25 protein-coding genes and 1 other annotated feature are annotated in these 25,172 nt (G+C 41.8%); of the genes, 19 read left to right on the top strand and 6 right to left on the bottom strand.

The features are described 5' to 3' along the window. Nucleotides 1-55: 55 nt before the first annotated feature. Complete coding sequence (locus tag ACSVDJ_RS12850; protein ID WP_439169953.1) at nucleotides 56-544, bottom strand: DUF2062 domain-containing protein; 489 nt, start codon at nucleotides 542-544, stop codon at nucleotides 56-58. Nucleotides 545-555: 11 nt separating this feature from the next. Further along, entirely contained in the window at nucleotides 556-1,041 is a 486-nt protein-coding gene (locus ACSVDJ_RS12845) for a LiaI-LiaF-like domain-containing protein (protein ID WP_439169954.1), read from the bottom strand. A gap of 203 nt (nucleotides 1,042-1,244) precedes the next feature. Between ACSVDJ_RS12845 and hemA the strand changes: the two genes are divergently transcribed. From hemA to ysxE, 8 genes are all read left to right on the top strand, one after another. Next, on the top strand, nucleotides 1,245-2,588 hold the full coding sequence (hemA, locus tag ACSVDJ_RS12840; RefSeq protein WP_439169955.1) for a glutamyl-tRNA reductase: 1,344 nt from the start codon (nucleotides 1,245-1,247) through the stop codon (nucleotides 2,586-2,588). 13 nt (nucleotides 2,589-2,601) lie between these two features. Then, nucleotides 2,602-3,438 carry a cytochrome c biogenesis protein CcsA gene (gene ccsA, locus ACSVDJ_RS12835; RefSeq protein ID WP_439169956.1) on the top strand — a complete coding sequence of 279 codons (837 nt, stop codon included), beginning with the start codon at nucleotides 2,602-2,604 and terminating at the stop codon, nucleotides 3,436-3,438. Between the two features lie 15 nt (nucleotides 3,439-3,453). Continuing rightward, nucleotides 3,454-4,383 carry a hydroxymethylbilane synthase gene (gene hemC / locus ACSVDJ_RS12830; protein ID WP_439169957.1) on the top strand — a complete coding sequence of 310 codons (930 nt, stop codon included), beginning with the start codon at nucleotides 3,454-3,456 and terminating at the stop codon, nucleotides 4,381-4,383. Then, nucleotides 4,384-5,163: a uroporphyrinogen-III synthase gene (locus ACSVDJ_RS12825; RefSeq protein ID WP_439169958.1), complete on the top strand. Its 780-nt coding sequence runs from the start codon at nucleotides 4,384-4,386 to the stop codon at nucleotides 5,161-5,163. It begins immediately after the preceding gene. Continuing rightward, complete coding sequence (hemB, locus tag ACSVDJ_RS12820) at nucleotides 5,163-6,137, top strand: porphobilinogen synthase (protein WP_439169959.1); 975 nt, start codon at nucleotides 5,163-5,165, stop codon at nucleotides 6,135-6,137. The genes ACSVDJ_RS12825 and hemB overlap by 1 nt, the downstream gene beginning before the upstream one ends. 16 nt (nucleotides 6,138-6,153) lie before the next feature. Beyond that, entirely contained in the window at nucleotides 6,154-7,443 is a 1,290-nt protein-coding gene (hemL, locus tag ACSVDJ_RS12815) for a glutamate-1-semialdehyde 2,1-aminomutase (RefSeq protein WP_439169960.1), read from the top strand. Between the two features lie 179 nt (nucleotides 7,444-7,622). Continuing rightward, a complete protein-coding gene (gene spoVID / locus ACSVDJ_RS12810) occupies nucleotides 7,623-8,714 on the top strand; it encodes a stage VI sporulation protein D (protein ID WP_439169961.1) in 1,092 nt (363 codons plus the stop codon). 19 nt (nucleotides 8,715-8,733) lie between these two features. Then, nucleotides 8,734-9,768 carry a spore coat protein YsxE gene (ysxE, locus tag ACSVDJ_RS12805; RefSeq protein WP_518618995.1) on the top strand — a complete coding sequence of 345 codons (1,035 nt, stop codon included), beginning with the start codon at nucleotides 8,734-8,736 and terminating at the stop codon, nucleotides 9,766-9,768. Between the two features lie 22 nt (nucleotides 9,769-9,790). Here ysxE and ACSVDJ_RS12800 read toward each other — a convergent pair whose 3' ends face one another. Further along, entirely contained in the window at nucleotides 9,791-9,982 is a 192-nt protein-coding gene (locus tag ACSVDJ_RS12800) for a YszA family small membrane protein (protein ID WP_439170040.1), read from the bottom strand. 130 nt (nucleotides 9,983-10,112) lie between these two features. Beyond that, nucleotides 10,113-10,341: a binding site (T-box leader), on the top strand. 58 nt (nucleotides 10,342-10,399) lie between these two features. Between ACSVDJ_RS12800 and ACSVDJ_RS12795 the strand changes: the two genes are divergently transcribed. The 4 genes from ACSVDJ_RS12795 (at nucleotide 10,400) to ACSVDJ_RS12780 (ending at nucleotide 16,308) form a co-directional block, all read left to right on the top strand. Beyond that, nucleotides 10,400-13,057 (top strand): valine--tRNA ligase, encoded by a 2,658-nt coding sequence (locus tag ACSVDJ_RS12795; protein WP_439169963.1) that lies wholly within the window; start codon nucleotides 10,400-10,402, stop codon nucleotides 13,055-13,057. A gap of 72 nt (nucleotides 13,058-13,129) precedes the next feature. Continuing rightward, nucleotides 13,130-14,416 carry a bifunctional folylpolyglutamate synthase/dihydrofolate synthase gene (locus tag ACSVDJ_RS12790; protein ID WP_439170041.1) on the top strand — a complete coding sequence of 429 codons (1,287 nt, stop codon included), beginning with the start codon at nucleotides 13,130-13,132 and terminating at the stop codon, nucleotides 14,414-14,416. A gap of 84 nt (nucleotides 14,417-14,500) precedes the next feature. Then, the gene (locus tag ACSVDJ_RS12785) at nucleotides 14,501-15,262 is read left to right on the top strand and encodes a prepilin peptidase (RefSeq protein ID WP_518618992.1); all 762 of its coding nucleotides are present in this window, start codon (nucleotides 14,501-14,503) and stop codon (nucleotides 15,260-15,262) included. A 125-nt stretch (nucleotides 15,263-15,387) separates the two neighbouring features. Next, nucleotides 15,388-16,308 carry a hypothetical protein gene (locus ACSVDJ_RS12780; RefSeq protein ID WP_439169964.1) on the top strand — a complete coding sequence of 307 codons (921 nt, stop codon included), beginning with the start codon at nucleotides 15,388-15,390 and terminating at the stop codon, nucleotides 16,306-16,308. Nucleotides 16,309-16,354: 46 nt separating this feature from the next. Here the strand turns inward: ACSVDJ_RS12780 and ACSVDJ_RS12775 are convergent, their stop codons facing one another. The 3 genes from ACSVDJ_RS12775 to ACSVDJ_RS12765 are packed head-to-tail and all read right to left on the bottom strand — an operon-like array spanning nucleotide 16,355 to nucleotide 19,377. Then, nucleotides 16,355-17,299 carry an ABC transporter substrate-binding protein gene (locus tag ACSVDJ_RS12775; RefSeq protein WP_439169965.1) on the bottom strand — a complete coding sequence of 315 codons (945 nt, stop codon included), beginning with the start codon at nucleotides 17,297-17,299 and terminating at the stop codon, nucleotides 16,355-16,357. A gap of 18 nt (nucleotides 17,300-17,317) precedes the next feature. Continuing rightward, complete coding sequence (locus ACSVDJ_RS12770; protein WP_439169966.1) at nucleotides 17,318-18,331, bottom strand: FecCD family ABC transporter permease; 1,014 nt, start codon at nucleotides 18,329-18,331, stop codon at nucleotides 17,318-17,320. Beyond that, nucleotides 18,325-19,377, bottom strand: a complete 1,053-nt coding sequence (locus tag ACSVDJ_RS12765) for a FecCD family ABC transporter permease (protein WP_439170043.1) — start codon at nucleotides 19,375-19,377, stop codon at nucleotides 18,325-18,327. The genes ACSVDJ_RS12770 and ACSVDJ_RS12765 overlap by 7 nt, the downstream gene beginning before the upstream one ends. A gap of 216 nt (nucleotides 19,378-19,593) precedes the next feature. Between ACSVDJ_RS12765 and ACSVDJ_RS12760 the strand changes: the two genes are divergently transcribed. From ACSVDJ_RS12760 to minD, 7 genes are all read left to right on the top strand, one after another. Next, nucleotides 19,594-20,190 (top strand): Maf family protein, encoded by a 597-nt coding sequence (locus ACSVDJ_RS12760; RefSeq protein WP_439169967.1) that lies wholly within the window; start codon nucleotides 19,594-19,596, stop codon nucleotides 20,188-20,190. Between the two features lie 18 nt (nucleotides 20,191-20,208). Then, nucleotides 20,209-20,898, top strand: a complete 690-nt coding sequence (gene radC / locus ACSVDJ_RS12755) for a RadC family protein (RefSeq protein ID WP_439169968.1) — start codon at nucleotides 20,209-20,211, stop codon at nucleotides 20,896-20,898. 134 nt (nucleotides 20,899-21,032) lie between these two features. After that, the gene (locus tag ACSVDJ_RS12750; protein WP_439169969.1) at nucleotides 21,033-22,049 is read left to right on the top strand and encodes a rod shape-determining protein; all 1,017 of its coding nucleotides are present in this window, start codon (nucleotides 21,033-21,035) and stop codon (nucleotides 22,047-22,049) included. Nucleotides 22,050-22,121: 72 nt separating this feature from the next. Then, on the top strand, nucleotides 22,122-23,015 hold the full coding sequence (mreC, locus tag ACSVDJ_RS12745) for a rod shape-determining protein MreC (RefSeq protein ID WP_439169970.1): 894 nt from the start codon (nucleotides 22,122-22,124) through the stop codon (nucleotides 23,013-23,015). Then, complete coding sequence (gene mreD, locus ACSVDJ_RS12740; protein WP_439169971.1) at nucleotides 23,012-23,527, top strand: rod shape-determining protein MreD; 516 nt, start codon at nucleotides 23,012-23,014, stop codon at nucleotides 23,525-23,527. The genes mreC and mreD overlap by 4 nt, the downstream gene beginning before the upstream one ends. Nucleotides 23,528-23,597: 70 nt before the next feature. Beyond that, nucleotides 23,598-24,284: a septum site-determining protein MinC gene (gene minC / locus ACSVDJ_RS12735; RefSeq protein ID WP_439170044.1), complete on the top strand. Its 687-nt coding sequence runs from the start codon at nucleotides 23,598-23,600 to the stop codon at nucleotides 24,282-24,284. Continuing rightward, entirely contained in the window at nucleotides 24,277-25,083 is an 807-nt protein-coding gene (minD, locus tag ACSVDJ_RS12730; RefSeq protein WP_439169972.1) for a septum site-determining protein MinD, read from the top strand. Before minC ends, minD begins: the two co-directional genes overlap by 8 nt. Nucleotides 25,084-25,172: the final 89 nt, after the last annotated feature.

The following is a 25,172-nucleotide window of genomic DNA, read 5'->3' as shown; positions in this document are numbered from 1 at the left end:
AGCGAATCCGTTCAAAGGATTCGCTGCTTTTTTGCATACCTACTATTCTAACAAACTAGCTTTGAAGCACCGGTCTTTTCACCCATTTTACATATATGTATTGACGAATTCTTTTTTGGTATCTTTTGCAAATAAGATAGATTGGCGGATACAATAAACAAATAAAAAGGATGATATTAATGAGCATACCAATGATGAATGTTCGACCGAGTGACAGGCTGGTAAGAATGGATTGATCAAGAACTGCTTTATTGATAGCCTCTCCTAAATTATTAGGAAAAATGAATCGGCCTGTTAATACATTCAAATAAAACAACACAGGAAAGACCCACATCAATGAAATGCCGCCTAAAAACCCAGCGATGGGGTTTCCTCTACATAGTTTGGCGATGGCGACAGAGATCAAGACACCAATGCCAAAGGACGGAATAAAATTAATGGAGGCCCCTAAAGTAAAGCCGATGGAAATGCTATGAGCACTGCCCTTTAATCTAAAAAATTTGAGGAGTAAATACTTTAGTCTCCTTTGTATGACACGGACCATATTTAAGCCCCCTATTTCTTTTTAATAAATAATAAATAGCCGCCGATAATGATTAGAATGATCGGCCAAAACTGCCAAAGGGAAAAAGCGCGGTTTTCAAGGATGCCTAACCATGCAATTACTTTATCGTAGAAGAGCGTGATAATTGCTAAAACAAGAAAAAGCAAACCTTGAAATAATCCTTTTCTCGTCTTTTGATACTGCATTAAAAAGCCAAGCGAAATAATTAAGATAAAAACACCCGTGTCGTTGGACCAAAACTGAAAATGATTGACAACATGAAAGTGAATGCCGAATCCTGTCAAAATTACTCCGGGTAAAATACCACTCGCTTCATTTCCACTGTAAGCTTCAGCTAAAAAAGCGAGGCCGATGACGATAAGTAATGTGGGCCAGCTCAAGAATGGTTGAATGTGATCAAACTTTGCTTGTTGTAAGAAAAAGTACAATCCAAATCCGATTAAAATAACGCCTGGAAATAATCGTTGTTGCTTCATTGGCGATTTCCCCGCTTTCTCTGTCGCAATCTTGAATCTTACGTCTCATTTTGTTACTCTATGTACAGGGATTATAACAGGTTATATCTATTTTTTTCTAGCCATTATGTTTAATGTTAGCATATGTTCACAATTTGTGAATAAGGAAATTTTTCATCGTGGTATAATAGGGACAATAGATTTTTTCGGGGGTGTCATGAAACGTGCATATTGTTGTGGTGGGACTGAACTACAAAACAGCCCCAGTGGAGATCAGAGAACGGTTATCATTTAATGATTCTGACTTAGAACGAGCGATGTCAGCACTTCAACAGCAAAAGAGTATTTTAGAAAATGTCATCTTGTCTACATGTAACCGAACAGAGATTTATGCGGTCGTAGATCAACTTCATACAGGGCGCTACTATATTAAAGACTTCTTATCGAAGTGGTTCAAGCTTGAAAAGGAAGAATTTACACCTTTTCTATTTATTTATGAGCAAGAGGCCGCAGTTGAGCATTTGTTTAAAGTGGCGAGTGGCTTAAATTCAATGGTGCTTGGAGAAACGCAAATTCTTGGGCAAGTGCGTTCAAGCTTTTTACGCGGGCAAGAAATAACGTCTACAGGAACGGTATTTAATCATTTATTTAAACAAGCCATTACGCTAGCGAAAAAGGCACATGCTGAGACAGACATTGGTGCGAACGCTGTATCTGTCAGCTATGCAGCTGTCGAGTTAGCGAAAAAGATTTTCGGCAATTTGAAAGGAAAGCATGTACTCGTTGTGGGAGCAGGCAAGATGGGCGAGTTGGCAATCCAAAACTTACACGGTAGCGGAGCGACGAAAGTAACGGTCATCAATCGGACATTTGAAAAAGCAGCTGTACTAGCTGAGCGTTTCGATGGTGATGCGAAAACGTTGCAGGAGTTACAATGTGCGTTAGTCGAAGCCGACATTTTAATTAGCTCAACTGGGTCTAAAGATTATGTAATTACGAAAGAAAGAATGGCTGTTGTGGAAAAGATGCGTAAAGGCAAACCATTATTTATGGTGGATATTGCTGTTCCGCGCGATCTTGACCCTGCAATTTCTGAACTTCAAAGTGTTTTCTTATATGATATTGATGATCTTGAAGGAATTGTGCAAGCCAATCTTGCGGAGCGCCAAAAAGCAGCGGCGAGAATTGAACTGATGATTGAAAGTGAAATCATTACGTTTAACGATTGGATCAATATGCTCGGCGTCGTTCCGGTCATTTCTGCTCTTCGTCAGAAAGCGCTCTCTATTCAAGCGGAAACGATGGAAAGCATTGAACGAAAAATGCCGGACTTAACGGATCGTGAACGTAAAGTATTGAGCAAGCATACGAAAAGTATTATTAATCAAATGTTAAAAGATCCGATCTCGCAAGCAAAGGAACTGGCAGGAGATAAGCGTTCAGCTGAGAAATTAGAGCTGTTTATGCAAATTTTCAATATCGAACAAGAAGTAGAAGAACAAAAGCAGGCAAAAGTCGTGGAACAACGCGTTCAAGTAACACAAGCAAAGCCTTTATTCCAAGTGTAAGCGAGGTTGCACGATGTTATTTGAACAAGAAATGACAAGAATTCATGAACTGATGGTCATTTTATATGCAGCAAGCATCATGTTTTATTTCATTGACTTTTTAAATCAAAACAAGAAGGCGAATCGAATCGCCTTCTCGATGTTAGCGATTGTTTGGGTACTTCAAACAATCTTTTTATTTCTTTACATGAAGCAAACCGGTCGATTCCCTGTGCTTACCCTTTTTGAAGGGCTTTATTTTTATGCGTGGGTATTAATCACAATGTCACTGGTGATGAACCGGTTGTTGCGGATGGACTTTATGGTATTTTTTACGAATGTTATTGGGTTTGTCATTATGGCGATTCATACATTTGCTCCGGTGCAAATGGGATCTGAAGCGATGGCGGAAAAATTAATGTCAGAGCTGTTATTGATTCATATTACGATGGCAATCCTATCCTATGGGGCATTTTCCTTATCGTTTATTTTTTCTTTGCTCTATTTGTTGCAGCATAGACTATTAAAAATGAAAAAATGGAGTCAACGGCTTTGGCGAATCGGCGATTTGCAGAAGCTCGCGAAGCTTGCCTATATTTTCAATGCGATTGGTGTGCCGATGCTGTTGTTAAGCCTTCTTTTAGGGTTGACATGGAAATTTATGAAGCTTCCTGAAGTGAGTTGGTTTGATGCGAAAATCATCGCTTCGTTAGTGATGTTAACGATCTATAGTATATTCCTATATTTAAAGGTCCGCCGAGGAGTGTATGAGAAGACATTGGCACAAATAAACTGTGCAGCTTTTTTCATCGTATTAATTAATTTTTTCCTAGTGAGTCGACTTTCATCGTTTCACTTTTGGTATGCATAAAGGTAGGAGGACGGAATGAGAAAGATTATTGTTGGTTCCCGAAGAAGCAAGTTAGCATTAACGCAAACAAACTGGGTCATTGCTCAGTTGAAAAAAATCAACCCTGATTACGATTTTGAAGTGAAGGAAATCGTGACGAAAGGCGACCGCATTTTAGATGTGACTCTTTCGAAAGTAGGCGGGAAAGGCTTATTTGTTAAAGAAATTGAACAAGCGATGTTCGAGAAGGAAATTGATATTGCTGTACATAGCATGAAAGATATGCCCGCTGTGTTGCCTGAAGGATTGACGATTGGTTGTATTCCTGTACGTGAGGACCATCGCGATGCCTTTATTTCTAAAGGGCATGTCAAACTAGCCAATCTACCGGCTGGAGCGATTGTTGGTACGAGTAGCCTTCGACGAAGTGCACAAATTTTAGCCGCGCGTCCGGATTTGGAAATCAAATGGATTCGCGGCAATATCGATACGCGCTTAGCGAAATTAGAAACGGAAGAGTATGATGCGATTATTTTAGCGGCGGCTGGCCTTGCGCGCATGGGTTGGTCAACGGATGTTGTAACCGAATTCCTTGATGCCGAGCTTTGCCTTCCGGCTGTTGGGCAAGGAGCGTTAGCGATTGAATGTCGTGAAGATGATAAGGAAGTGCTAGAGTTACTAGCGGCATTTACTTCACCGGAGACGAAGCAAACGGTAACGGCAGAAAGAGCGTTCCTTCATCAAATGGAGGGTGGCTGCCAAGTGCCGATTGCTGGATTTGCGACGATCGAAGGCGATGACACACAATTAACAGTTTTAGTTGCGTCTCCAGATGGAAAGACGATTTTTAAAGAAATCGTTAAGGGGAAAGACCCTCAAGCAGTGGGAGAGCAAGCAGCCGCTCTTTTAAGTGAGCGCGGTGCGAAGAAGCTGATTGAGGACGTGAAAGCGGAGCTGGATGTTTAAATGACAGCGACTCAGCCGCTTCATAATAAGCGTATTTTAGTGACACGTCCAAGAGGACAAGCGGCCCCATTTATTGATAAAATAAAAGCAGCCGGGGGAATAGCCTATGCTGTTCCCTTGATTGCTTTTCGGGCCGTTCAAGCTGCTAATGAGTCGGTCGTTGTGAACAAGCTATATACATATGATTGGATTATTTTAACGAGTAAAAACGGCGTCGATTTCTTCTTTCAGCGGTTGGAAGAAATGGGCGTTGATCGGACGAGGATTTCCGCTCGATTTGCGGCGATTGGGACGAAAACAGCGGCGGTCTTGCAAGAGTATGGCTTTACTGCTGACTATATACCAGAAAAGTTTTCGGCGGATCAGTTGGCAAAAGAGATTGAACTCGGACTTTTTCAAGCGCAGAACGTTCTTATTCCTAAAGGGAATCTCGCGCGGACGACGATTGCTGAGGCGCTTCGAAAACAAGATGTACAAGTAGATGAGTGGATCGTCTATGAAACTTTCTTTCCTAAAGAGGAAAAGAGGCGTCTCGTTCAGCTTTTACAAAACGAGCAATTAGATGTGATTACGTTTACGAGTCCATCGGCTGTTCACCATTTTATCGCTGGGATCGAGGAAGCCAATCTCCCACCCTCAGCGGTCATTGCCTGTATCGGCCCGGTGACCGAGGCAGCAGTCAAGAGTTTTGGTCTTTCCGTCTCTATTTGTCCACAACAATATACGATTGAAGCATTGATCACAGAAATGATTCAATACTTCAGGAAGGAAGAGGAATAATGGGATTACAATTTACGCGTCATCGTCGTTTACGACAATCAGCCAATATGCGTGCTCTTGTGCGTGAAACCATTTTACAAAAAGAAGACTTAATTTACCCACTATTTATTGTTGAGGGTGAAAATGTGAAACATGAAGTATCCTCGATGCCAGGGGTGTTTCAGCTATCATTAGATCGTTTAAATGAAGAAATGGATGAAATTGTTGCACTTGGCATTAAGTCGGTTATTTTATTCGGTGTTCCTCATGAAAAAGATGCGACGGGAACAGGTGCTTATCATAATCACGGAATTGTACAGCAGGCGACTCGTGCGATTAAAGAACAATACCCTGACATCATTGTGATTGCGGATACATGCCTTTGTGAATATACCGATCATGGGCATTGCGGTGTCATTGAAGGCGGCAAAGTATTAAATGATCCATCTTTAGAATTATTAGCGAAAACAGCTGTGAGCCAAGCGGAAGCAGGCGCGGATATTATTGCTCCGTCTAATATGATGGATGGCTTCGTGGTGGCTATTCGTCAAGGGCTTGATGAGGCAGGCTATACCGATGTGCCGATCATGTCTTATGCGGTGAAATATTCGTCAAGCTTTTACGGACCGTTCCGTGATGCGGCAGACTCTACGCCGCAGTTTGGTGACCGCAAAACGTATCAGATGGACCCGGCGAATCGTCGGGAAGCATTGCGTGAAGCTCAATCGGATATGGAAGAAGGAGCGGACTTCTTAATCGTGAAGCCTGCGCTCTCTTACCTGGATATTATTCGTGACGTACGCAATGAATTTAATGCACCAGTTGTGGCTTACAATGTTAGCGGAGAATATTCAATGGTCAAGGCAGCGGCGTTAAACGGTTGGATTGATGAGAAAGCGGTCGTTATGGAGAAGTTGACTAGCATGAAACGAGCAGGTTCGGATTTAATTATTACGTATTTTGCAAAAGATGTAGCCCGTTGGCTGAGTGAATAAAAGGGGGAAACGATCAATGCGTTCTTATGAAAAATCAAAGCAAGCATATCAAGAAGCAGTGAAACTAATGCCAGGTGGAGTGAACAGTCCAGTCCGTGCGTTCAAATCAGTCAATATGGACCCGATTTTTATGGAGCGTGGAAAAGGATCGAAAATTTATGATATCGACGGCAACGAATACATTGATTATGTTCTCTCTTGGGGTCCGTTGATTTTAGGGCATTCAAACGACCAAGTAGTTGAAGGATTAAAGAAGACGGCTGAAACAGGAACAAGCTTCGGGGCATCGACAGTGATTGAAAATGAATTAGCGAAGCTTGTGATTGAGCGTGTGCCATCGATTGAAGTTATTCGTATGGTTTCTTCTGGAACGGAAGCGACGATGAGTGCGCTTCGCCTCGCTCGTGGATTCACTGGCCGCAATAAAATTTTAAAATTTGAAGGCTGCTATCACGGTCATGGTGACTCATTGTTAATTAAAGCAGGTTCAGGCGTGGCTACATTAGGTTTACCAGATAGCCCAGGTGTTCCTGAAGGGGTTGCTCAAAATACAGTGACCGTTGCTTATAATGATATCGAAGGAGTGAAAGTCGCTTTTGAACAGTACGGTGACGATATCGCTTGTATCATTGTCGAACCGGTTGCTGGTAATATGGGTGTCGTTCCTCCACAGCCTGGTTTCCTTGAAGGGCTTCGTGAAATTACAGAGCAATACGGCGCTTTGCTTATTTTTGATGAAGTGATGACAGGTTTCCGTGTAGGCTATAACTGTGGTCAAGGTCTTTTCAATGTGACGCCGGATTTAACGTGCTTAGGAAAAGTGATCGGCGGAGGGCTACCGGTTGGTGCATTCGGTGGTCGCGCAGATATTATGGAGAAAATTGCTCCTAGCGGTCCGATCTATCAAGCGGGCACTCTTTCAGGAAATCCGATGGCGATGACAGCGGGCTTAGAAACGCTTCGTCAATTAACACCGGAAACGTATGATGAGTTTATTCGTAAAGCGGATCTTTTAGAAAAAGGCTTGTCAGAAGCAGCAGAGAAGCACGGCATTCCTTATACGATTAATCGTGCGGGCTCAATGATTGGCATTTTCTTCACGAATGAAGATGTTATTAACTACGAAACGGCAAAAGCGTCTGATCTAGAGCTGTTTGCCGAGTATTATAAAGAAATGGCTAATGAAGGAGTCTTCCTTCCGCCGTCTCAATTTGAAGGATTATTCTTATCAACGGCTCATTCTGATGAAGATATTGAGAAAACGATTGCCGCTGCAGAAAAAGCATTTAGTAAACTGAAAAAATAAGAAATAGCTATTTTTTATGGCTGTCTTCGAGCATAGTGACTATGTTTACTCGGAGGCAGTCTTTTTTGTCGTGAGATAGGTCAGCCAGCGAGAAAAAGCATATTCCTCTTTTAAAAAGCATACATTCGAATGAAGAGAGCCTTATTAATCATTTGCTGAAAGTGGAGGGAGGAATAAGCGTGACTTCTCAAGATCAGTCGTATTTACGATTTTCCTTAGAAGAAACGATTCGATTTGATCGCGGGCAGGAAGTAGAAGAACTATACTCGATTTCGCTTGACCCGCAAATACAAATGGAAGAGCAAGATCAATTTGTCCGCTTGCATGGTTGTTTAGAGCTTTCTGGAGAATATCAGCCAGCTATAGCTACGGAGACGGACAGTGAAAGCAGTCAGTCGATTAAATATGTCCAGCAAGTGTTAGAGCGAAATGAGCATGAATGCGAGTTTTTTCATCCGTTTCCGATTGACATTACCATTCCGAAAAATCGGATTGAGCAGTTAGAGGAAGTGGAAATTTATATTGACTCCTTTGATTATGATCTCCCGCAAAAAGGGGACTTAAAGCTAACGGTGGACTTATCGATCTCGGGTATTTATGGGGAACAGCAAACGCATCGACCGCAAGAGCCAGAAGTATTAGAAGAAGAGCGTGAGCAAGTCCCAACCGAAGAGCTAGACGTTCCAGTAGCATTAGAGGACGTTGAAGAAGAGCAACAAGAGGGGGATGAACTAGAGTTTTCCATGGTTACGCTCGATTTAGAGCCGATGACTGATGAACAGGAAGAAGCTGATTTTTCTGTAGAGGTTAAAAGAAAACCGAATGAGATCGATCAAGAAATAGAAAACGCAGTCATTCCAACGATCCAAAAAAGAGAAGAAATGAAAGAGGTTCAACAAGTTGAGAATAGCGAAATGGTTGAGCAAGAGGAAGAAAATGATCAACCGGCTGTAGACGGAGAAATAGAGAGTAACGAGATGCTAGAGAGTCAAGAGGAAGCACCAACTCCTGAGCCGAAAAAGAAAAAATCATTTAGTTTCAAGCAAACGGAAACGATGTCGTTAGCGGATTTTTTTGCGAGAAAAGAAGAGGATGAACCAGTCACTTGGAAAGTGTGCCTTGTACAAAAGGATGATACATTACAAAAGCTAGCTGAACGTTATGAAGTGCTCGTAGCGGATATCGTCAAAGAAAATAAATTAGAGACTCATCAATCAATCACCGAAGGCCAAGTGCTCTACATTCCGAGCCAAGAGAAGGTCAGTAAATAAATCGTCTGGCTGTCTCGTCGTGGGACAGCCTTACTTTTTGACAAAGCGGGTGAAGCATGTGGAACAGCCCTTTTCAGACGTATGGAAACAATATGATGTACAGCCGAAATATATGGAATCATTCGGTCGTATCCAAAAGCTGTATACCGATCAAGGCAACTTTGCGTTAAAAAGAATACCGGCTACGCGCGGGATGTATTTTCTTCACAGTATGCAACGATTGTATCAATCGGGTTATCATCATTTTGTGCCTGTCTATCCAGCACGAGATGGTCGATACGGCATTCTTGAAGGTCATCATATTTATTATTTAATGCCTTGGGTCGAAGGAAGCAATGATCGCGACACGATTTTAAAAGAGAAGCAAATGCTGAGAGAAGCGGCTAGGCTTCATTTATTATCTTCTAAAGAAGTAGACATAGACTCACAAGAAAGGCTCAAACATTATGAACAGGTGAAACAGACGTGGGAACGGCAAGAAGAACAATTGGAGCAATATATCACTTTAGCTGAAAAAGAGACGTACATGTCACCATTTAGTCTGCAGTATGCCTTATATTATCATGACATTACGATGGCATATGGGTACGCAAAGGAAAAGCTGAAAGAATGGATGGAGGAGACGAAGGAGCATAAAAAGGTGAGAACGGTTCAAGTGCACGGAAATTTAGCGTTGGATCATTTTATTTTAGATCGTCAAGGGATGGGCTATTTTATTAATTTAGAGCAATCCCGACCAGCAACGCCGATTCATGATCTCGTTCCGTACTTTACCCATTCTCTCACCACTTTTCCGAAAAAAGCCGATGCTGAAATTGAACAGTTTACTTCTTACATCGGGCATATCCCTTTAAAAAAAGAAGAGAAGTTATTGTTTCATAGTTATCTAGCCTATCCAGGAGCAATCTATGAAACGATCTCTGCTTACTTTACTCGTTCGAGAAGATATAGCGAACATCAATTTACGAAAAAACTGCAACGGCAACATTGGCAGCTAAAAAATATTGAATACTTTCTCATCCAATCGAACTCCGAAACTAACGAGGGACTGTAACTCTATTGAATAGAGACAGTCCCTAAATCCATTCCAAATAAAGAGCAACGGCAAGTAAAATTAACACGGCCAGTAGAATAACATCAAAGGTAGTCGGGAAAAATAGCGTTCGGATTCCTTGGAATAGACAAAAGGGGACGGCTAATTGCGAACAGATTGCGCGGCATTTCCGTAGCCAAGGTGGAAGGGTGTACGGATTGTATCTTCTTCTCATCATTGTCACCTGCTTTTCCTCTTTATTATTATATATATGAAGGAAAGTGAATCTTAGTGAGTAAACATGAAAAATGATGGCAATAATGATTGACGAAATTACCTGTTTTTCGATAAGATATGAGTAATAATAAAAAGCAAAGACCGGGAAGAGTACGATGAACAGCAAGTCGAGCAGAGAGAAAACTCATGGCTGAAAGGTTTTCCGATAGGCGCATCAGAACGTCACCCGCGAGCTGCTTCTGTGAACGTTAGTAGCAGAAGTCGGTTACCAGCCGTTATTGGATTGAGAGCCGAATGTGCCTGCAACAGCCATTCGTGAAAAAAGGTGGCACCGCGAACAACTCCTTCGTCCTTTTGGCGATAGGGGTTTTTTTGTGGGCAAAAAAGCAGGCTGTAAATAAAGGAGGAGCAACGAATGGAAAACAATGAATTAACAATGCCAACAAAGTATGATCCACAGGCGATTGAGCAAGGTCGCTATGACTGGTGGGTGAATAGCAAAGTATTTGAAGCGAAGGACGATCAAACGAAGGACGATCAAACGAAGGAGCCTTATACGATTGTCATTCCACCACCAAACGTTACAGGAAAGCTACATCTTGGACATGCTTGGGATACGACGTTACAAGATATTTTAACGCGGATGAAGCGGATGCAAGGCTATGATGTACTATGGCTACCAGGTATGGACCATGCGGGAATTGCGACGCAAGCGAAAGTGGAGCAAAAGCTACGTGAAGAAGGAAAGTCTCGCTACGATCTTGGTCGTGAGAAATTTTTAGAAGAAGCGTGGAAATGGAAAGAGGATTATGCCGGTTTTATTCGTGAGCAATGGTCAAAGCTTGGTCTTGGTCTTGATTATAGCCGTGAGCGTTTCACATTAGATGAAGGTCTGTCAAAAGCCGTTCGTGAAGTGTTCGTTACTTTATATAATAAAGGATTAATTTACCGCGGGGAGTACATTATTAACTGGGACCCAGCGACGAAAACAGCTCTTTCTGATATTGAGGTTATTTATAAAGACGTTCAAGGCGCATTCTATCATATGAAATATCCGCTTGCTGATGGCAGTGGACATATTGAAATCGCAACCACTCGTCCAGAAACGATGCTTGGGGATACAGCGGTCGCTGTCCACCCAGAAGATGAGCGTTATAAACATTTAATCGGTAAGACAGTTATTTTACCAATCGTTGGCCGTGAAATTCCAATCGTCGGTGATGATTATGTGGATATGGAATTCGGTTCAGGTGCGGTGAAAATTACGCCAGCTCATGACCCGAACGACTTTGAAATCGGTAACCGTCATGACCTAGAGCGCGTGCTTGTTATGAATGAAGACGGAACGATGAATGATTTGGCTGGCAAATATAACGGAATGGATCGTTTCGAGTGCCGTAAACAAATCGTGAAGGATTTACAAGAGCAAGGGGTGCTGTTCAACATTGAAGAGCATATGCATTCTGTTGGTCATTCAGAGCGAAGCGGGGCGGTTGTTGAACCATATTTATCTACACAATGGTTTGTTAAAATGCAGCCGTTAGCGGATGAAGCGATTGCTCTACAAGCGAAGGAAGAGAAAGTTCACTTCGTTCCTGATCGATTTGAAAAAACATACTTACATTGGATGGAAAACATTCGTGATTGGTGTATTTCTCGTCAGCTTTGGTGGGGTCACCGTATTCCTGCTTGGTATCATAAAGAAACAGGCGAAGTGTTTGTTGGCCACGAAGCGCCAGCAGATATCGGAAACTGGGAGCAAGATACCGATGTACTGGATACGTGGTTCAGCTCGGCTTTATGGCCATTTTCGACAATGGGCTGGCCGGATGAAGAGGCAGCGGACTTTAAACGTTATTATCCAACAGGTGCCTTAGTCACTGGCTATGACATCATTTTCTTCTGGGTATCTCGTATGATCTTCCAAGGATTAGAGTTTACCGGTGAGCGTCCATTTAAAGATGTATTAATCCATGGACTTGTTCGCGATGCAGAAGGTCGTAAAATGAGTAAGTCGTTAGGGAACGGTGTCGATCCGATGGAAGTGATTGATAAGTACGGAGCGGATTCCTTGCGTTACTTCTTATCAACAGGAAGTTCTCCAGGTCAAGACCTTCGTTTCTCGGTGGAAAAAGTAGAATCGATTTGGAACTTCGCTAATAAAATTTGGAATGCGTCTCGTTTCGCTTTAATGAATATGGACGGATTAACATATGAAGAAATTGATTTAAGCGGTGAAATGTCCGTTGCCGATAAATGGATTTTAACGAGACTAAATGAAACGATTGAAACGGTGACGAAGCTCGCTGATCGTTATGAGTTCGGTGAAGTCGGTCGCGTGCTATACAACTTCATTTGGGATGACTTCTGTGATTGGTATATCGAAATGGCGAAGCTGCCATTGTACGGAGAAGACGAAGCGGCGAAGAAAACGACTCGTTCAATTCTTGCTTATGTGCTCGACAATACGATGCGTCTTTTACATCCATTTATGCCGTTTATTACAGAAGAAATTTGGCAAAACCTTCCGCATGATGGTGAAACGATCGTCACAGCGAAGTGGCCGGAAGTGCGTCCAGAATTATCGGATGAAAAAGCGGCGAACGATATGAAGCTATTAGTAGATATTATTCGCGCTGTTCGTAACATCCGTGCCGAAGTGAATACGCCGATGAGCAAGCAAATTAAGCTAACGATCAAAGCGAAGGATGAAGCTATTCTTTCTGTACTTGAATATAACCGTGCCTATGTAGAACGCTTCTGTAACCCAGAAGAATTGACGATGTCCGTCGATGCGGTTGCTCCTGATAAAGCGATGACAGCTGTTGTTACGGGTGCGGAATTAATTTTACCACTTGAAGGGTTAATTAATATCGATGAAGAAATTGCTCGTCTACAAAAAGAGTGGGATAAATGGAATAGCGAAGTCGAACGAGTTCAGAAGAAATTAGGCAACGAACGCTTCGTCAGCAAAGCACCACAAAAAGTAGTCGATGAAGAACGTGCGAAAGAACAAGACTATTTAGAAAAGCGTGCGGCAGTAGAAGCGCGCATGAATGAATTAAAGCAATAAGAGCGATGGCTCTAGGACGAATCTGTATCTCGTGTACAGATTCGTCTTTTCATATAGATGGAGGACATTCAAATGATACATACTCATCAAGAAGCATTAAATTGGATTCACAGTCGTCTGCAAATCGGTATTAAGCCAGGGCTGTTACGAATGGAATGGTTAATGGAAAGAATGAATCATCCAGAACGGCGACTGAAAACGATACATATTGGTGGAACGAATGGCAAGGGATCGACGGTTACTTATATGCGTTCGATTTTACAAGCAGCTGGCTATGAAATTGGTACGTTCACCTCTCCTTACATTGAACAATTCAATGAGCGGATTAGCATTAATGGAATTCCGATTACCGATGACGAACTGACTCAGCTCGTCAATGTGATCAAGCCGCTAGCCGAGGAGCTTGAGCAGACTGAGCTTGGTGGACCGAGTGAATTTGAAGTGATTACGGCAATGGCTTTCTATTATTTTGCTGATGTTCATCCTGTCGACATCGTGCTGTTTGAAGTAGGCTTAGGTGGACGGTTAGACTCAACGAATGTTATCGATCCACTTCTTGCGATCATTACAACGATCGGCATGGATCATATGCAGTTTTTAGGTAATACGCTAGAAGAGATTGCTTTTGAAAAAGCGGGGATCATTAAATGTGATGTTCCGATCATTAGTGGTGTGAAGCAAGCGGCAGCGCGAGAAGTGATTGCTAAGCGAGCAAGCGAGCAGAAATCGACTGTTTATCAGCTAGGAGAGCAGTTTCAAGGCGAGTGGCAGCAGTCACTTTCGATGGGGGAAGCCTTTCATTTCCAGTCCGAATGGGCGAATATGGAGTCTCTGCACACTAGTTTAAATGGATTGCACCAAACCGACAATGCGGCGCTTGCTGTGATGGCGATGCTTTATTTGAACACCTTTCATTCCTTTTTCATCGAAGAATCACATATTCGAGAAGGACTTAAAGCGGCTTATTGGCCAGGTCGATTGGAGCAAGTGTGTCAGCAACCAGTTATCTTGCTTGATGGCGCTCATAATCCAGAAGGCATGAAAGCATTGGCCGACTCATTAAAGGTACGTTATCCAGATTGCGAAGTCACAGCACTGTTCGCTGGATTAAAAGATAAAAAACTGGATCAAATGCTCGCCTTGCTTGCAGAAGCTGCCGACACGGTTATTTTTACTACGTTTGATTTTCCGAGAGCGGCTAGCTATGAACAATTCGAGCCATTGTTAAATGAGCAGACGGTCTGGAGAGCGGATTGGGAGGAATGTCTCAAGGAATTTCAACATAGTAGACAAAAGGGGCGTATTTTCGTCGTAACGGGTTCGCTTTATTTTATTTCTGAGGTGAAAAAGTTATTTTGAAACTTTTAACAAATTTTACTAGATCTTAATTTGGGATTTACAAATAGCTGTTAAGATGAAGGGTATAGACAACTATTTGAAAAGTTGAGGATTCGATCATTGATTAGTTCTATCGTTTTTCTGTATGGTTTGGTTTTTGGCTCTTTTTTTCATGTTGTTGGTTGCAGAGTACCTATTAACAAATCTTTGATATATTCGAGAAGTGCTTGCTCTCATTGTCATCATCGATTGACAGCTATTGAATTAATCCCCGTTTTATCGTACGTGAAACAAAAAGGACGATGTATGAATTGCCAAACTCGTATTTCACCGCTATATATATTGGTGGAACTAATTACGGCCAGTTTATTTACCTATGCCTATACCCAGTTTGGTATCGGTGTGGAATGGCTCCTTTCAATTACTTTAATTTCACTTCTTATCATTATTACGGTTTCTGATTTGCTTTATATGGTTATTCCTGATAAAGTTCTATTTTTTTTCATGGGCCTATTTTTAATTGAGCGTTACTTACTTCCTTTGGAGCCATGGTGGGACTCATTTATTGGTGCTGCGGTAGGCTTTAGCCTCCTATTTCTAATAGCGGTCATTACTAAAGGTGGGATGGGTGGAGGAGATATTAAGCTGTTCGCTGTTATAGGGTTTGTTTTTGGGACAGAAGGGGTATTGTTAACCTTTATTTTATCTACTTGTTTAGGGGCGATCGGTGGATTGATCGGTTTATGGCTTGGGGTTATCAAGCGCCAACAGCCCTTTCCATTTGGTCCTTTCATAGCAGTCTCAGTACTAGTTGTTCTTTTTGTAGAAGATCGAATTTTGGATTGGTATCAATCGTTACTCATTTAAATTTCGGCAGAAACACCACTGTTTTTGCCGAAAATTTTCCCGAACAGGACGACAAAAGTCTTGTTCTTTTTTTATTCCGCTATGATAGCATGGAAGCAACTTAAAGAGGCGAGGGGTGATCCCGAGTGGACAAACCAAAAAAGCAGCAGTTGTCTTTGACGATCTCTAGTAAAAAGGAAGGCAAACAACAAAAGAAGGAGCTTCTTGTGCAGGACTGGCAAAAAGGCGGGCGAGAAAGTGCGGCCGCCGCTGAGAATAAGAAAGAAGAAGAGTTCGAGTGGGTCTTTCCGGATGAAGTGGAGAAGAAGGAAGAAACGATTAGTTTAAAGGCTTCTCTTCATCCACAACAAGCTCGCAGAAGAGTGATAGGTAAGCTTTTATTTATTATCATTAGTGCCATATTGATTGGCTTATTATTCGGTTATGCGATGGTCAAAATTGTGACACAAAAAGAAGAAGCTCCGCCACAAGCGATGCTAACAGAGCCAAAACAAAAGCAAAAATCTACTTCTCCCACAAAACCAACGACTGCTAGTCTTCTTCCGCCGATCGAGACGTCGATCGTGCAAGGTGGCGTTTTTTCTACGAAGGCTGCTGCTGAAAAGGGGATAAACCGGATGAAGGAAGAAGGGGTTGCAGCAGAGATTGTTCAGAAGGATGAGCAGTTTCTTGTCGTACTAGGGGTCTCCTCTCAACTAGCTACAGCGAAACAATTAGGAGAAATTTATCGAGTGCAAGCGGCCGATGTGTACGCAAAAACAACAACTATTTCCTCCTCGATCAAAACAACAGGAGAAGAAAGCTTTGTGGAGGCTTTTTCGGTTGTAGCGGAGGAAAGCGCCAAAGCACTTATCGGTCTTCCGATTGATCAGGCGAAGCTGAATGAGGTTGAAAAAGAGCTACAAACTGAAAAAGGAACGCAAAAAGAGGAAGTCGCCTCACTACAGCGGTTATTAGTAGATGCTGTTAATCAAGCTAAAAGTGATCAGCCGCAGGCCGCCCGAGCGGCGCAGGAGAAGCTTTTGGCTTTTTTGGCTGAATATTAAAAAAAGGCTAGCGCCTACTCGAATGGAGAAGGCGCTAGCTTTTTTATTATTTTGTCGCTTCTAAAATCTGTTGTTTCACTTCTTCTAATAATAATTCTTTTCCTAGTGGAGTGTATCCTTTATTTAAGTCTTCAGGTGCAATCATGAACACTTTGTTATTTTTTACTGCGTTCATATTTTTCCAAATCGCGCTTTCTTGGAATTCTTTTAGACGTTGATCGCCATCACCTGTAGTAAATACAAATAAATAGTCAGGGTTATAATCGATTAATGCTTCTTTTTGTAATTGAAGCAATGGTTCCTCTGTCGGTGTTCCTTCGATAGCAGGTAACTTTAAGTCTTCAAATAAGAAGCTTCCGTAGCCGTAGTTTCCATATACACGGAAAGCATTTGGATAAGCGGCCATTACCATGAATTTATCATCTCCTGTTTTAGCGAGGATTTCATCATGAGTGGCTTTCGCTTTTTCATCGAATTCTTTTAACCATTTATTTGCTTCTTCTTCTTTATCCATAATGCGGGCGATTTCTTCGAATTTAGGTCTCCAGTCACTTAAGTCTGTTTCAAGCATAACTGTTGGAGCAATTTTGCTTAATTGATCATAAAGCTTCTCTTGACGGTTATTGATAATGATTAAATCAGGCTTTGCTGTAAGGATCGTATCAGTATTGATTTCATCTCCCCAGAAGGAGCCAACTGGCTTTGTATCTTTTAATTGATCTTGTAAAAATGGCATAATTTTTTGTTCACTTGTATTAGCTGTAATAATAGGCGTATATCCGAAAATAAGTAATTCTTCTGTTGATCCACTAATATCGGCAATGCGTTTCGGTTCTACTGGAACCTTGACGTCGCCTTTCACTGTTTTAACTACTCGTTCAGCTGGTTTTTCTTCTTTCTTTGTTTTTGCTGAATCATTGTCATTGCCACATGCGGCTAATAGAACAAATGAAAGCAAGAATAAGAAACTCATTAATAAGTGCTTTTTCATTAGTAAAATCTCCTTTTTCTATGGTGTTTTAATAAGTAAGTAAATAAAATATGGTGCTCCAATAAGTGAAAGGACAAGACCTACTGGGATCTCAGAGCTTGGCATCAAACTTCTTGCTAAGCAATCAGCTGTTAATAGCAATATCGCTCCAATCAAGGCAGAGACAGGTAGCATGATCTGATGTTTAGCTCCAACAATCCTTCTAGCGATGTGAGGAGCGAGTAATCCGATAAATCCAATTCCTCCGGCTACCGCTACGGATACTCCGGCTAAAGCAACTGAAATAAACAGCAGTTTTCTTCGTTCTTTTTCTACTGCAACCCCTAAGCCTGTTGCCATCTTATCTCCAAGGTTTAAAACATTTAATAGGTTGCTTTTAGTGTAAGCGAGAGGTAAGAGGATGATCAGCCATGGAAGAGCCGCAAGTACAAATTTCCAATCAGTTCCCCATAAGCTACCGCTTAACCACACGGTCGCAAAACGAAAATCATTCGCTGTCATTTTCATCGAAAAGACGATATTGATGGCACTGAATCCGGCTGCTACGGCAATTCCTACTAATATTAAACGAGTAGCTGTCACTCCATCCTTCCAAGCTAGTAAATAAATAATAATGGCTGCTGCTAATGCACCGATAAGTGCGAACAATGGAAGGACAAAAACAGAGATGTATGAAGTGACATCCATTTGTCCAAAGAAAAAGTAGACGAATAGTACAACCCCTAGGCCTGCTCCAGCGTTGATACCAATAATTCCAGGGTCTGCTAGAGGATTTCTAGCTAGAGCTTGCAAAATAGCACCCGATGTACTAAGGGCCATACCAACAGCGATAGCGACGATTGCTCGCGGTAAGCGGAAATCAAAAATGAGAATATGTTGCTCCTCACTTCCGAATCCCATTAACGTTTGCATCGAATGAATCGGATGAATCGTCAAAGTACCTATAGATAGGTTGAGAATAATCAGCACAAGGGTGACTACCATCATGATTGTTAAGATTAACAGTTGTTTTCTCATTTGATTAACTACCATGACTTTCCTCCTTCTTTCCTAGCTAAATAAAGAAAGAAAGGAACACCGATGAGAGCCGTAATCGCACCTAATGGCGTTTCATACGGTGGATTAATCGTCCGCGCTAATAAATCAGCTGCTGATAATAATACCCCACCTAAAACAGCCGACACAGGAATGATTAGTCGATAATCAGTTCCAACGATCATGCGAGCAATATGAGGAATCACGAGTCCGACGAATCCGACAGAACCAGCCATTGATACTGCTGCACCTGTCATAATCACGACAAGGATCGTTCCTAATGCTTTAATTAATAAAACATTTTGTCCTAAGCCTGTAGCCATTTCTTCGCCGAAATTCAAAATCGTGAAATAGCGGCTAAGCATGATAGCAATTACTAATGCAAGGAGTCCGAGTGGAATGAGTAATTTAAGGCTTCCCCATTGAACAGAAGCTACACCACCAGCGCTCCACATTGCTACTTCTTGATGTAATTCAAAGTAAAGGGCAATGCCGGAAGAGATCGCTCCTAAAAACCCACTGACTGCGGCGCCAGCCAACGCAAGTTTGACTGGTGTTAATCCTCCTTTAGATAAAGAACCGATGCCATAAAGAACCGATGCCCCGAGAGCAGCGCCAATGAACGAAAAGACAACCTTCCATGAAAAAGATATTCCTGGAAAAAAAGCATAAGATATCGCAATCGCGAAAATGGCTCCGTCTGACACACCCATTAGAGAGGGCGAGGCCAGAGGGTTGCGAGTCATCGCTTGCATGATCGCTCCAGATACCGCCAAAAACATGCCGATTGCTACGGCTCCAATCGCTCGTGGTAAGCGAAAGTCATAAATAACAGAGGATTCCAACGACTGGTCAAATCCTGATAATAATAACCCCCAGACTGTTGACAACTGTATATCAGCGGCTCCAAAAGAAATAGAACAAGCCATTAAAAATACAATCAGTGCAACGCTGGCCACTAAACAAACAATCGCTAATGATAGACGGCCGTTAGTGATCGAAATCAGTTTCTTTTTAGAAGGGGCGTATGTGTTTTCGCTCATGATGTCGAGTAATCCTTTCTTCGAGATAAAGTTTTTGTAGATAATGAAAATCATTATCATCAAAAAGCCTTGTTCACTATAATATAAATGTTTATCGCTAGTCAATAACAAATATTATTTTTGAATATTTTTTAGAATGGAAAAGTTTGTGAAAGGATGAGGATTTTGATAAAATAAAAATGGTATTTCCCTTAATTCTTGAAAGTTAGGTGATGGATGTTGTCGAATCTTATTTTAGCTTCTAGTTCTCCCCGTAGAAAGGAACTTCTCCAACGAATCGGTCTACCCTTTACTGTCATTGTCAGTGAGGTAGATGAAACGATCTCCCACCCAATGTCCTCGGAAGAAACCGTTAGGCAATTAGCCTCCCGTAAAGCTCACGCTGTGGCGAAGCATCATGAACAAGCTGTTGTTATCGGCGCGGATACAATTGTTGTGCTTGATGAAGAAATATTAGGTAAGCCGAAAGACCGAAGTGAAGCGAAACGGATGTTGAGCAAGCTTTCCGGTCGAGAGCACTCCGTTTATACTGGGGTTACGATTGTACAAGGAAAGAAGGAACACGTCTTTTATGAAAAAACAAACGTCACGTTTTGGGAGCTGTCAGATGAGGAAGTAGAAGCCTATCTTGACAGTGGTGAACCGTTTGATAAGGCGGGCGCATACGGCATTCAAGGAATAGGCGCTGTGCTTGTCAAGAAAATTGATGGTGACTATTTCTCTGTTGTCGGGTTGCCGGTGGCTTCTTTGTATAGACAACTTCAACGGTTTGGCCTGCCAGGGGCGACCTTCTCCTCTCCTTCTCAAACGTGATTAAAGGAGAGAAAATGAATGTCGAACGAGATGTTGATGATCAAAGATGTACCTTTAGAAGATCGCCCGAGAGAACGAATGATTACCAATGGTCCGAAAAGCCTATCGAACCATGAGTTGCTTGCGATTATTTTACGGACAGGCACGAAACATGAATCCGTGCTCCAATTGTCTAATCGAGTGCTTCAAACCTTTGAAGGGTTGCGCATGTTAAAGGATGCCTCACTCGAAGAAATTACCTCGATTAAAGGGATTGGCGAAGCGAAGGCCGTCCAAATTATGTCCGCCCTCGAACTCGGCCGTCGCATTAGTCACTTGAAATTTGAAGACCGGTATGTCATTCGTTCTCCCGAAGATGGGGCCAATTATGTGATGGAAGAACTGCGCTTTTTATCACAGGAGCATTTCGTGTGCCTTTACCTCAACACAAAAAATCAAGTTCTTCATAAACAAACATTATTCATTGGAAGTCTTAACGCCTCGATCGTACATCCGCGCGAGGTGTTTAAAGAAGCCTTTCGTCGCTCCGCTGCCTCTGTAATCTGCATCCATAATCATCCTTCTGGCGACCCTGCCCCAAGTAGAGAAGATGTAGAAGTGACGAAGCGATTAGTCGAATGTGGAAAATTGCTAGGAGTGGAAGTATTAGACCATTTAATCATTGGGGATAAAAAATACGTCAGTTTGAAGGAAAAAGGCTATGTATAATGCTAGGATTTTTTTTTTGATTACGTTATAATATAAGTTATGATTTTTGCTAGATGTTTTTGTTGAGATCAAAAATAATAATGTTCAATCTATCACTATAAAATAGTAACAGATCAAGAAAGGGAGATACCTGTATGTTTGGAATTGGAAATAGAGATCTTGGAATAGACCTTGGAACGGCGAATACGCTTGTCTATGCCAAAGGAAAAGGTGTAGTTGTGCGCGAACCTTCAGTAGTAGCGCTTCAAACAGATACAAAACAAATAGTTGCTGTCGGTAATGATGCGAAGAAAATGATCGGTCGTACCCCTGGGAATGTGGTCGCTACACGCCCGATGAAGGACGGGGTCATCGCTGATTATGAAACGACAGCTACGATGATTAAATATTATATTAGACAAGCAACGAACGGCGGAAAAGGCATGTTCGCTAGCAAGCCATATGTGATGATCTGTGTTCCGTCTGGTATTACAGCTGTCGAGGAGCGCGCGGTTATTGATGCAGCTCGCCAAGCAGGCGCGCGTGATGCCTATACAATTGAAGAGCCTTTTGCGGCAGCTATTGGGGCGAACTTACCTGTTTGGGAACCTACAGGTAGTATGGTCGTTGATATTGGTGGGGGAACGACAGAAGTGGCCATTATTTCATTAGGTGGTATCGTGACGAGTGAATCATTGCGCATTGCCGGAGATGAAATGGATGATGCGATCGTTGCCTATATTCGTAAACAGTATAATTTATTAATTGGGGATCGCACGTCTGAAGCGGTTAAAATGGAGATCGGTTCTGCAGGTGACTTCGAAGAAATTCCAAACATGGAAATTCGCGGGCGTGATTTATTGACAGGTCTTCCGAAAACGATTGAAATCACTGGACAAGAGATTGCGGATGCTTTGAAGGATACAGTGTATGCGATTGTTGATACAGTGAAAAGCACGTTAGAAAAAACACCACCGGAGCTTGCGGCGGATATTATGGATCGCGGAATTGTATTGACTGGTGGAGGCGCCTTATTGCGCAATTTAGATAAAGTTATCAGTCAAGAAACAAATATGCCAGTACTGATCGCTGAGGACCCACTTGACTGTGTAGCTGTCGGTACAGGTTTAGCGCTAGATCATATCCATTTATTTAAAAATAAAAGCAAATAATGAATGATTTATTCCGGCAGCGATTTTCTGCTGCCGGATTCTAACTTAATGCCAAAAATAGAGGTGGAATAGATGCCACAGTTTTTTACAAACAAACGCTTGATTATCCTTCTCGGCAGTATTATCGTTCTTGTCGCATTGATTGGTTTTTCTCTTCGCGATCGCGCGAATATTTCTTGGCCTGAACAATTTGTAAAAGATATTGTCGGTTTAGGGCAAACCGTTGTTTCTAAACCTGCTAATAGTATTGCAGGATTTTTTAATGATGTGGGGAATTTACGAAACACGTACAAAGAAAATGAAAAACTAAAAACACATTTAGATCAGTTAGCTCAGCTTGAAAGTGATGTTGCGCGGTTAGAGAAAGATAATAAAGAACTTCGAGCAATTATTGATAAAAAACAAAGTTTAGCAGATTATGAGCCTGTGCAAGCAACGGTCATTGCACAGAACCCAGAGCGTTGGTTCGATGTGATGACGATTGATCAAGGATCGGCTAGCGGGATTGAACCTAATATGGCTGTGATGACTGTAGAGGGGCTCGTTGGGAAAGTCAAAAATACGTCCAAGTTTACTTCTACTGTCCAACTGCTTAGTGCTCACGACCCAAGAAACCGAGTATCGGCCGTCATTCAAGGAGAAAAAAATATTTACGGTGTGATTGAAGGGTACGATAAAGAAAAAGGTTTGCTGTTAATGACAAAAATCCCTTATGATTCTAAAGTGAAGAAAGGAATGGCCGTCACAACGTCAGGAAAAGGCGGCGTGTTCCCTAAAGGGTTAATTATCGGTGAAGTGAAAAAATTAGTGCCAGACCAGTTCGGTTTAACACAGACAGCCTTAATTAAACCGGCTGCTAAGTTGAATGATTTAGAACATGTGATGGTAGCTAAGCGAGGGATGACAACGGTGTTGCCAGCAAAACAAGAGCGCCAGCAAGTAGTTGTTGAGGGGGGAGATCTGTGAAGCGTGTTCTCCTTCCTCTGTTAATGGCGATTCTTTTTTACAGCGATAGCGTGTTGATCTCTTGGATTCCTGCCCAATCTTTTGACGGTGGCTATATTTTAGTACCGCGTCTGTTTGTCATCGGGTTATTGTTGATGTCGATTTACTTTGACCGAAATATAGCAATCAAATACGGCTTCCTTTTCGGTTTTCTTTTTGATATCTTTTATACGGGTATTTTAGGCGCTTATATGTTCTTTTTGCCATTCCTTGTTTATATCACATCAAAAATGGTAAAAGTTTTGCAGAATCATTTATTCATTGTCGCTTTTATCATTGTTTTTGATATATTTCTGTTAGAATTAATTATGTTTCAATTAAATATGTTTGTGAGCCGAACGGAGATGCAAATGTCACAATTTTTCTCTATTCGAGTGTGGCCGACTTTGCTTTTAAATTTAATTGTTTATCTGTTTGCTGCTGTTCCACTGAAGAATGCCTTTGAAAAACTTCGTCGAATCCATTTCGATTAATGGTCGACTGAAACAGGAAAAACAAGAGGACTTGTCGAATTATTTGGACAACAGAGGTGAAATGCATGCTATGAAGACGAAACAAAATGTTGTCATAAAGGGAACGAAAGACGGCTTGACGTTACATTTGAATGACAAATGTGCCTATGTTGACTTATTAGCTGAATTGAAAGAGAAAATGGTCACAGTGAACGCTCAAGATCAAGGAGCCATCATTACAGTCACTGTCCAACTAGGGAACCGCTATTTAACAGCAGAAGAAATAGATGAAGTGACGAATCTGATTTTAGAGCAAAAACATCTTGTCGTTGGCGAAGTAAAATCTAATGTGATGACTGTTGAAGAGGCGATTCGCTGGAAGGAAGAAAGTGAAATTGTTTCATATACAGGCAGAGTTCGTTCTGGGCAAGTATTAGAAGTTGCTGGCGATCTCCTGTTAATCGGCGATGTAAATCCGGGCGGAACAGTGAGAGCTGGCCGAAATATATTTATCATGGGGGCTTTAAAAGGAGTGGCTCACGCTGGGTGTTACGGTGATGACTATGCTGTCATTGTTGCTGGTCAAATGATGCCTACACAGCTTAGAATTAGCCGTTATCTAAATCGTGCACCTGACCGCTATGAAGAAGATGAAAACTTCGAAACGGAATGCGCCTACATAGATGAATCTAATCAAATCGTTGTTGACCGCTTACAGGTGTTACAGCATCTGAGACCGGAGATTTCTACGTTAAAAGGGGGAAACCATAGTGGGTGAGGCTATAGTTGTTACATCTGGTAAAGGTGGAGTAGGCAAAACGACTACTTCAGCTAATTTAGGTACGGCACTTGCTCTGCAAGAAAAGAAGGTTTGTTTAGTAGATACAGATATTGGCCTTCGCAATCTGGATGTTGTGATGGGGCTTGAAAATCGTATTATTTATGATTTAGTCGATGTTGTTGAGGGACGTTGCAAAATTCATCAAGCGTTAGTGAAAGATAAGCGTTTTAATGATTTATTATTTTTATTACCGGCCGCTCAAACATCCGATAAATCAGCTGTGACGCCTGAACAGATGAAGAAATTAATTGAGGAATTAAAGCAGGATTTTGATTACGTATTGATTGACTGTCCAGCAGGTATTGAGCAAGGTTATAAAAATGCGATCGCTGGAGCGGATAAAGCGATTGTGATCACGACGCCAGAAAAGTCCTCTGTTCGTGATGCGGACCGGGTGATTGGCTTGCTCGAAAAGGAAGAAGGAATGGAGCCGCCGAAGTTGGTTATTAATCGAATTCGCAGTCATATGATGCAACAAGGAGATATGCTTGATGTCGATGAAGTGGCGACGCATTTATCAATTGAATTAATTGGAATCGTCGTAGATGACGAGGATATCATTAAGTCATCACATAATGGTGAACCGATCGCGCATAACCCGAATAATCGAGCTTCCATTGCTTATCGTAATATCGCTAGAAGAATTCTTGGTGAATCGGTGCCGCTTCAACCGCTTGACGAGAGGAAAGTAGGATTTTTCACTCGTGTTAAAAGTTTCTTTAGTGTGCGCTCTTAAGAAATGAATAAAAGAGGCTTTCTCATATATATGTAGCTATTTCATGATTAACATGAGCTTCTTACATGAGAGGCTTCTTTTTTTTTGGC

The sequence above is a fragment of the Bacillus sp. Hm123 genome, from assembly GCF_051842975.2.
In the GTDB taxonomy this organism is placed as follows: Bacteria; Bacillota; Bacilli; order Bacillales; family Domibacillaceae; genus Bacillus_CE.
Note: the sequence above shows the minus strand (reverse complement) of the source record. Positions and strands in the feature narration are given on the sequence as shown.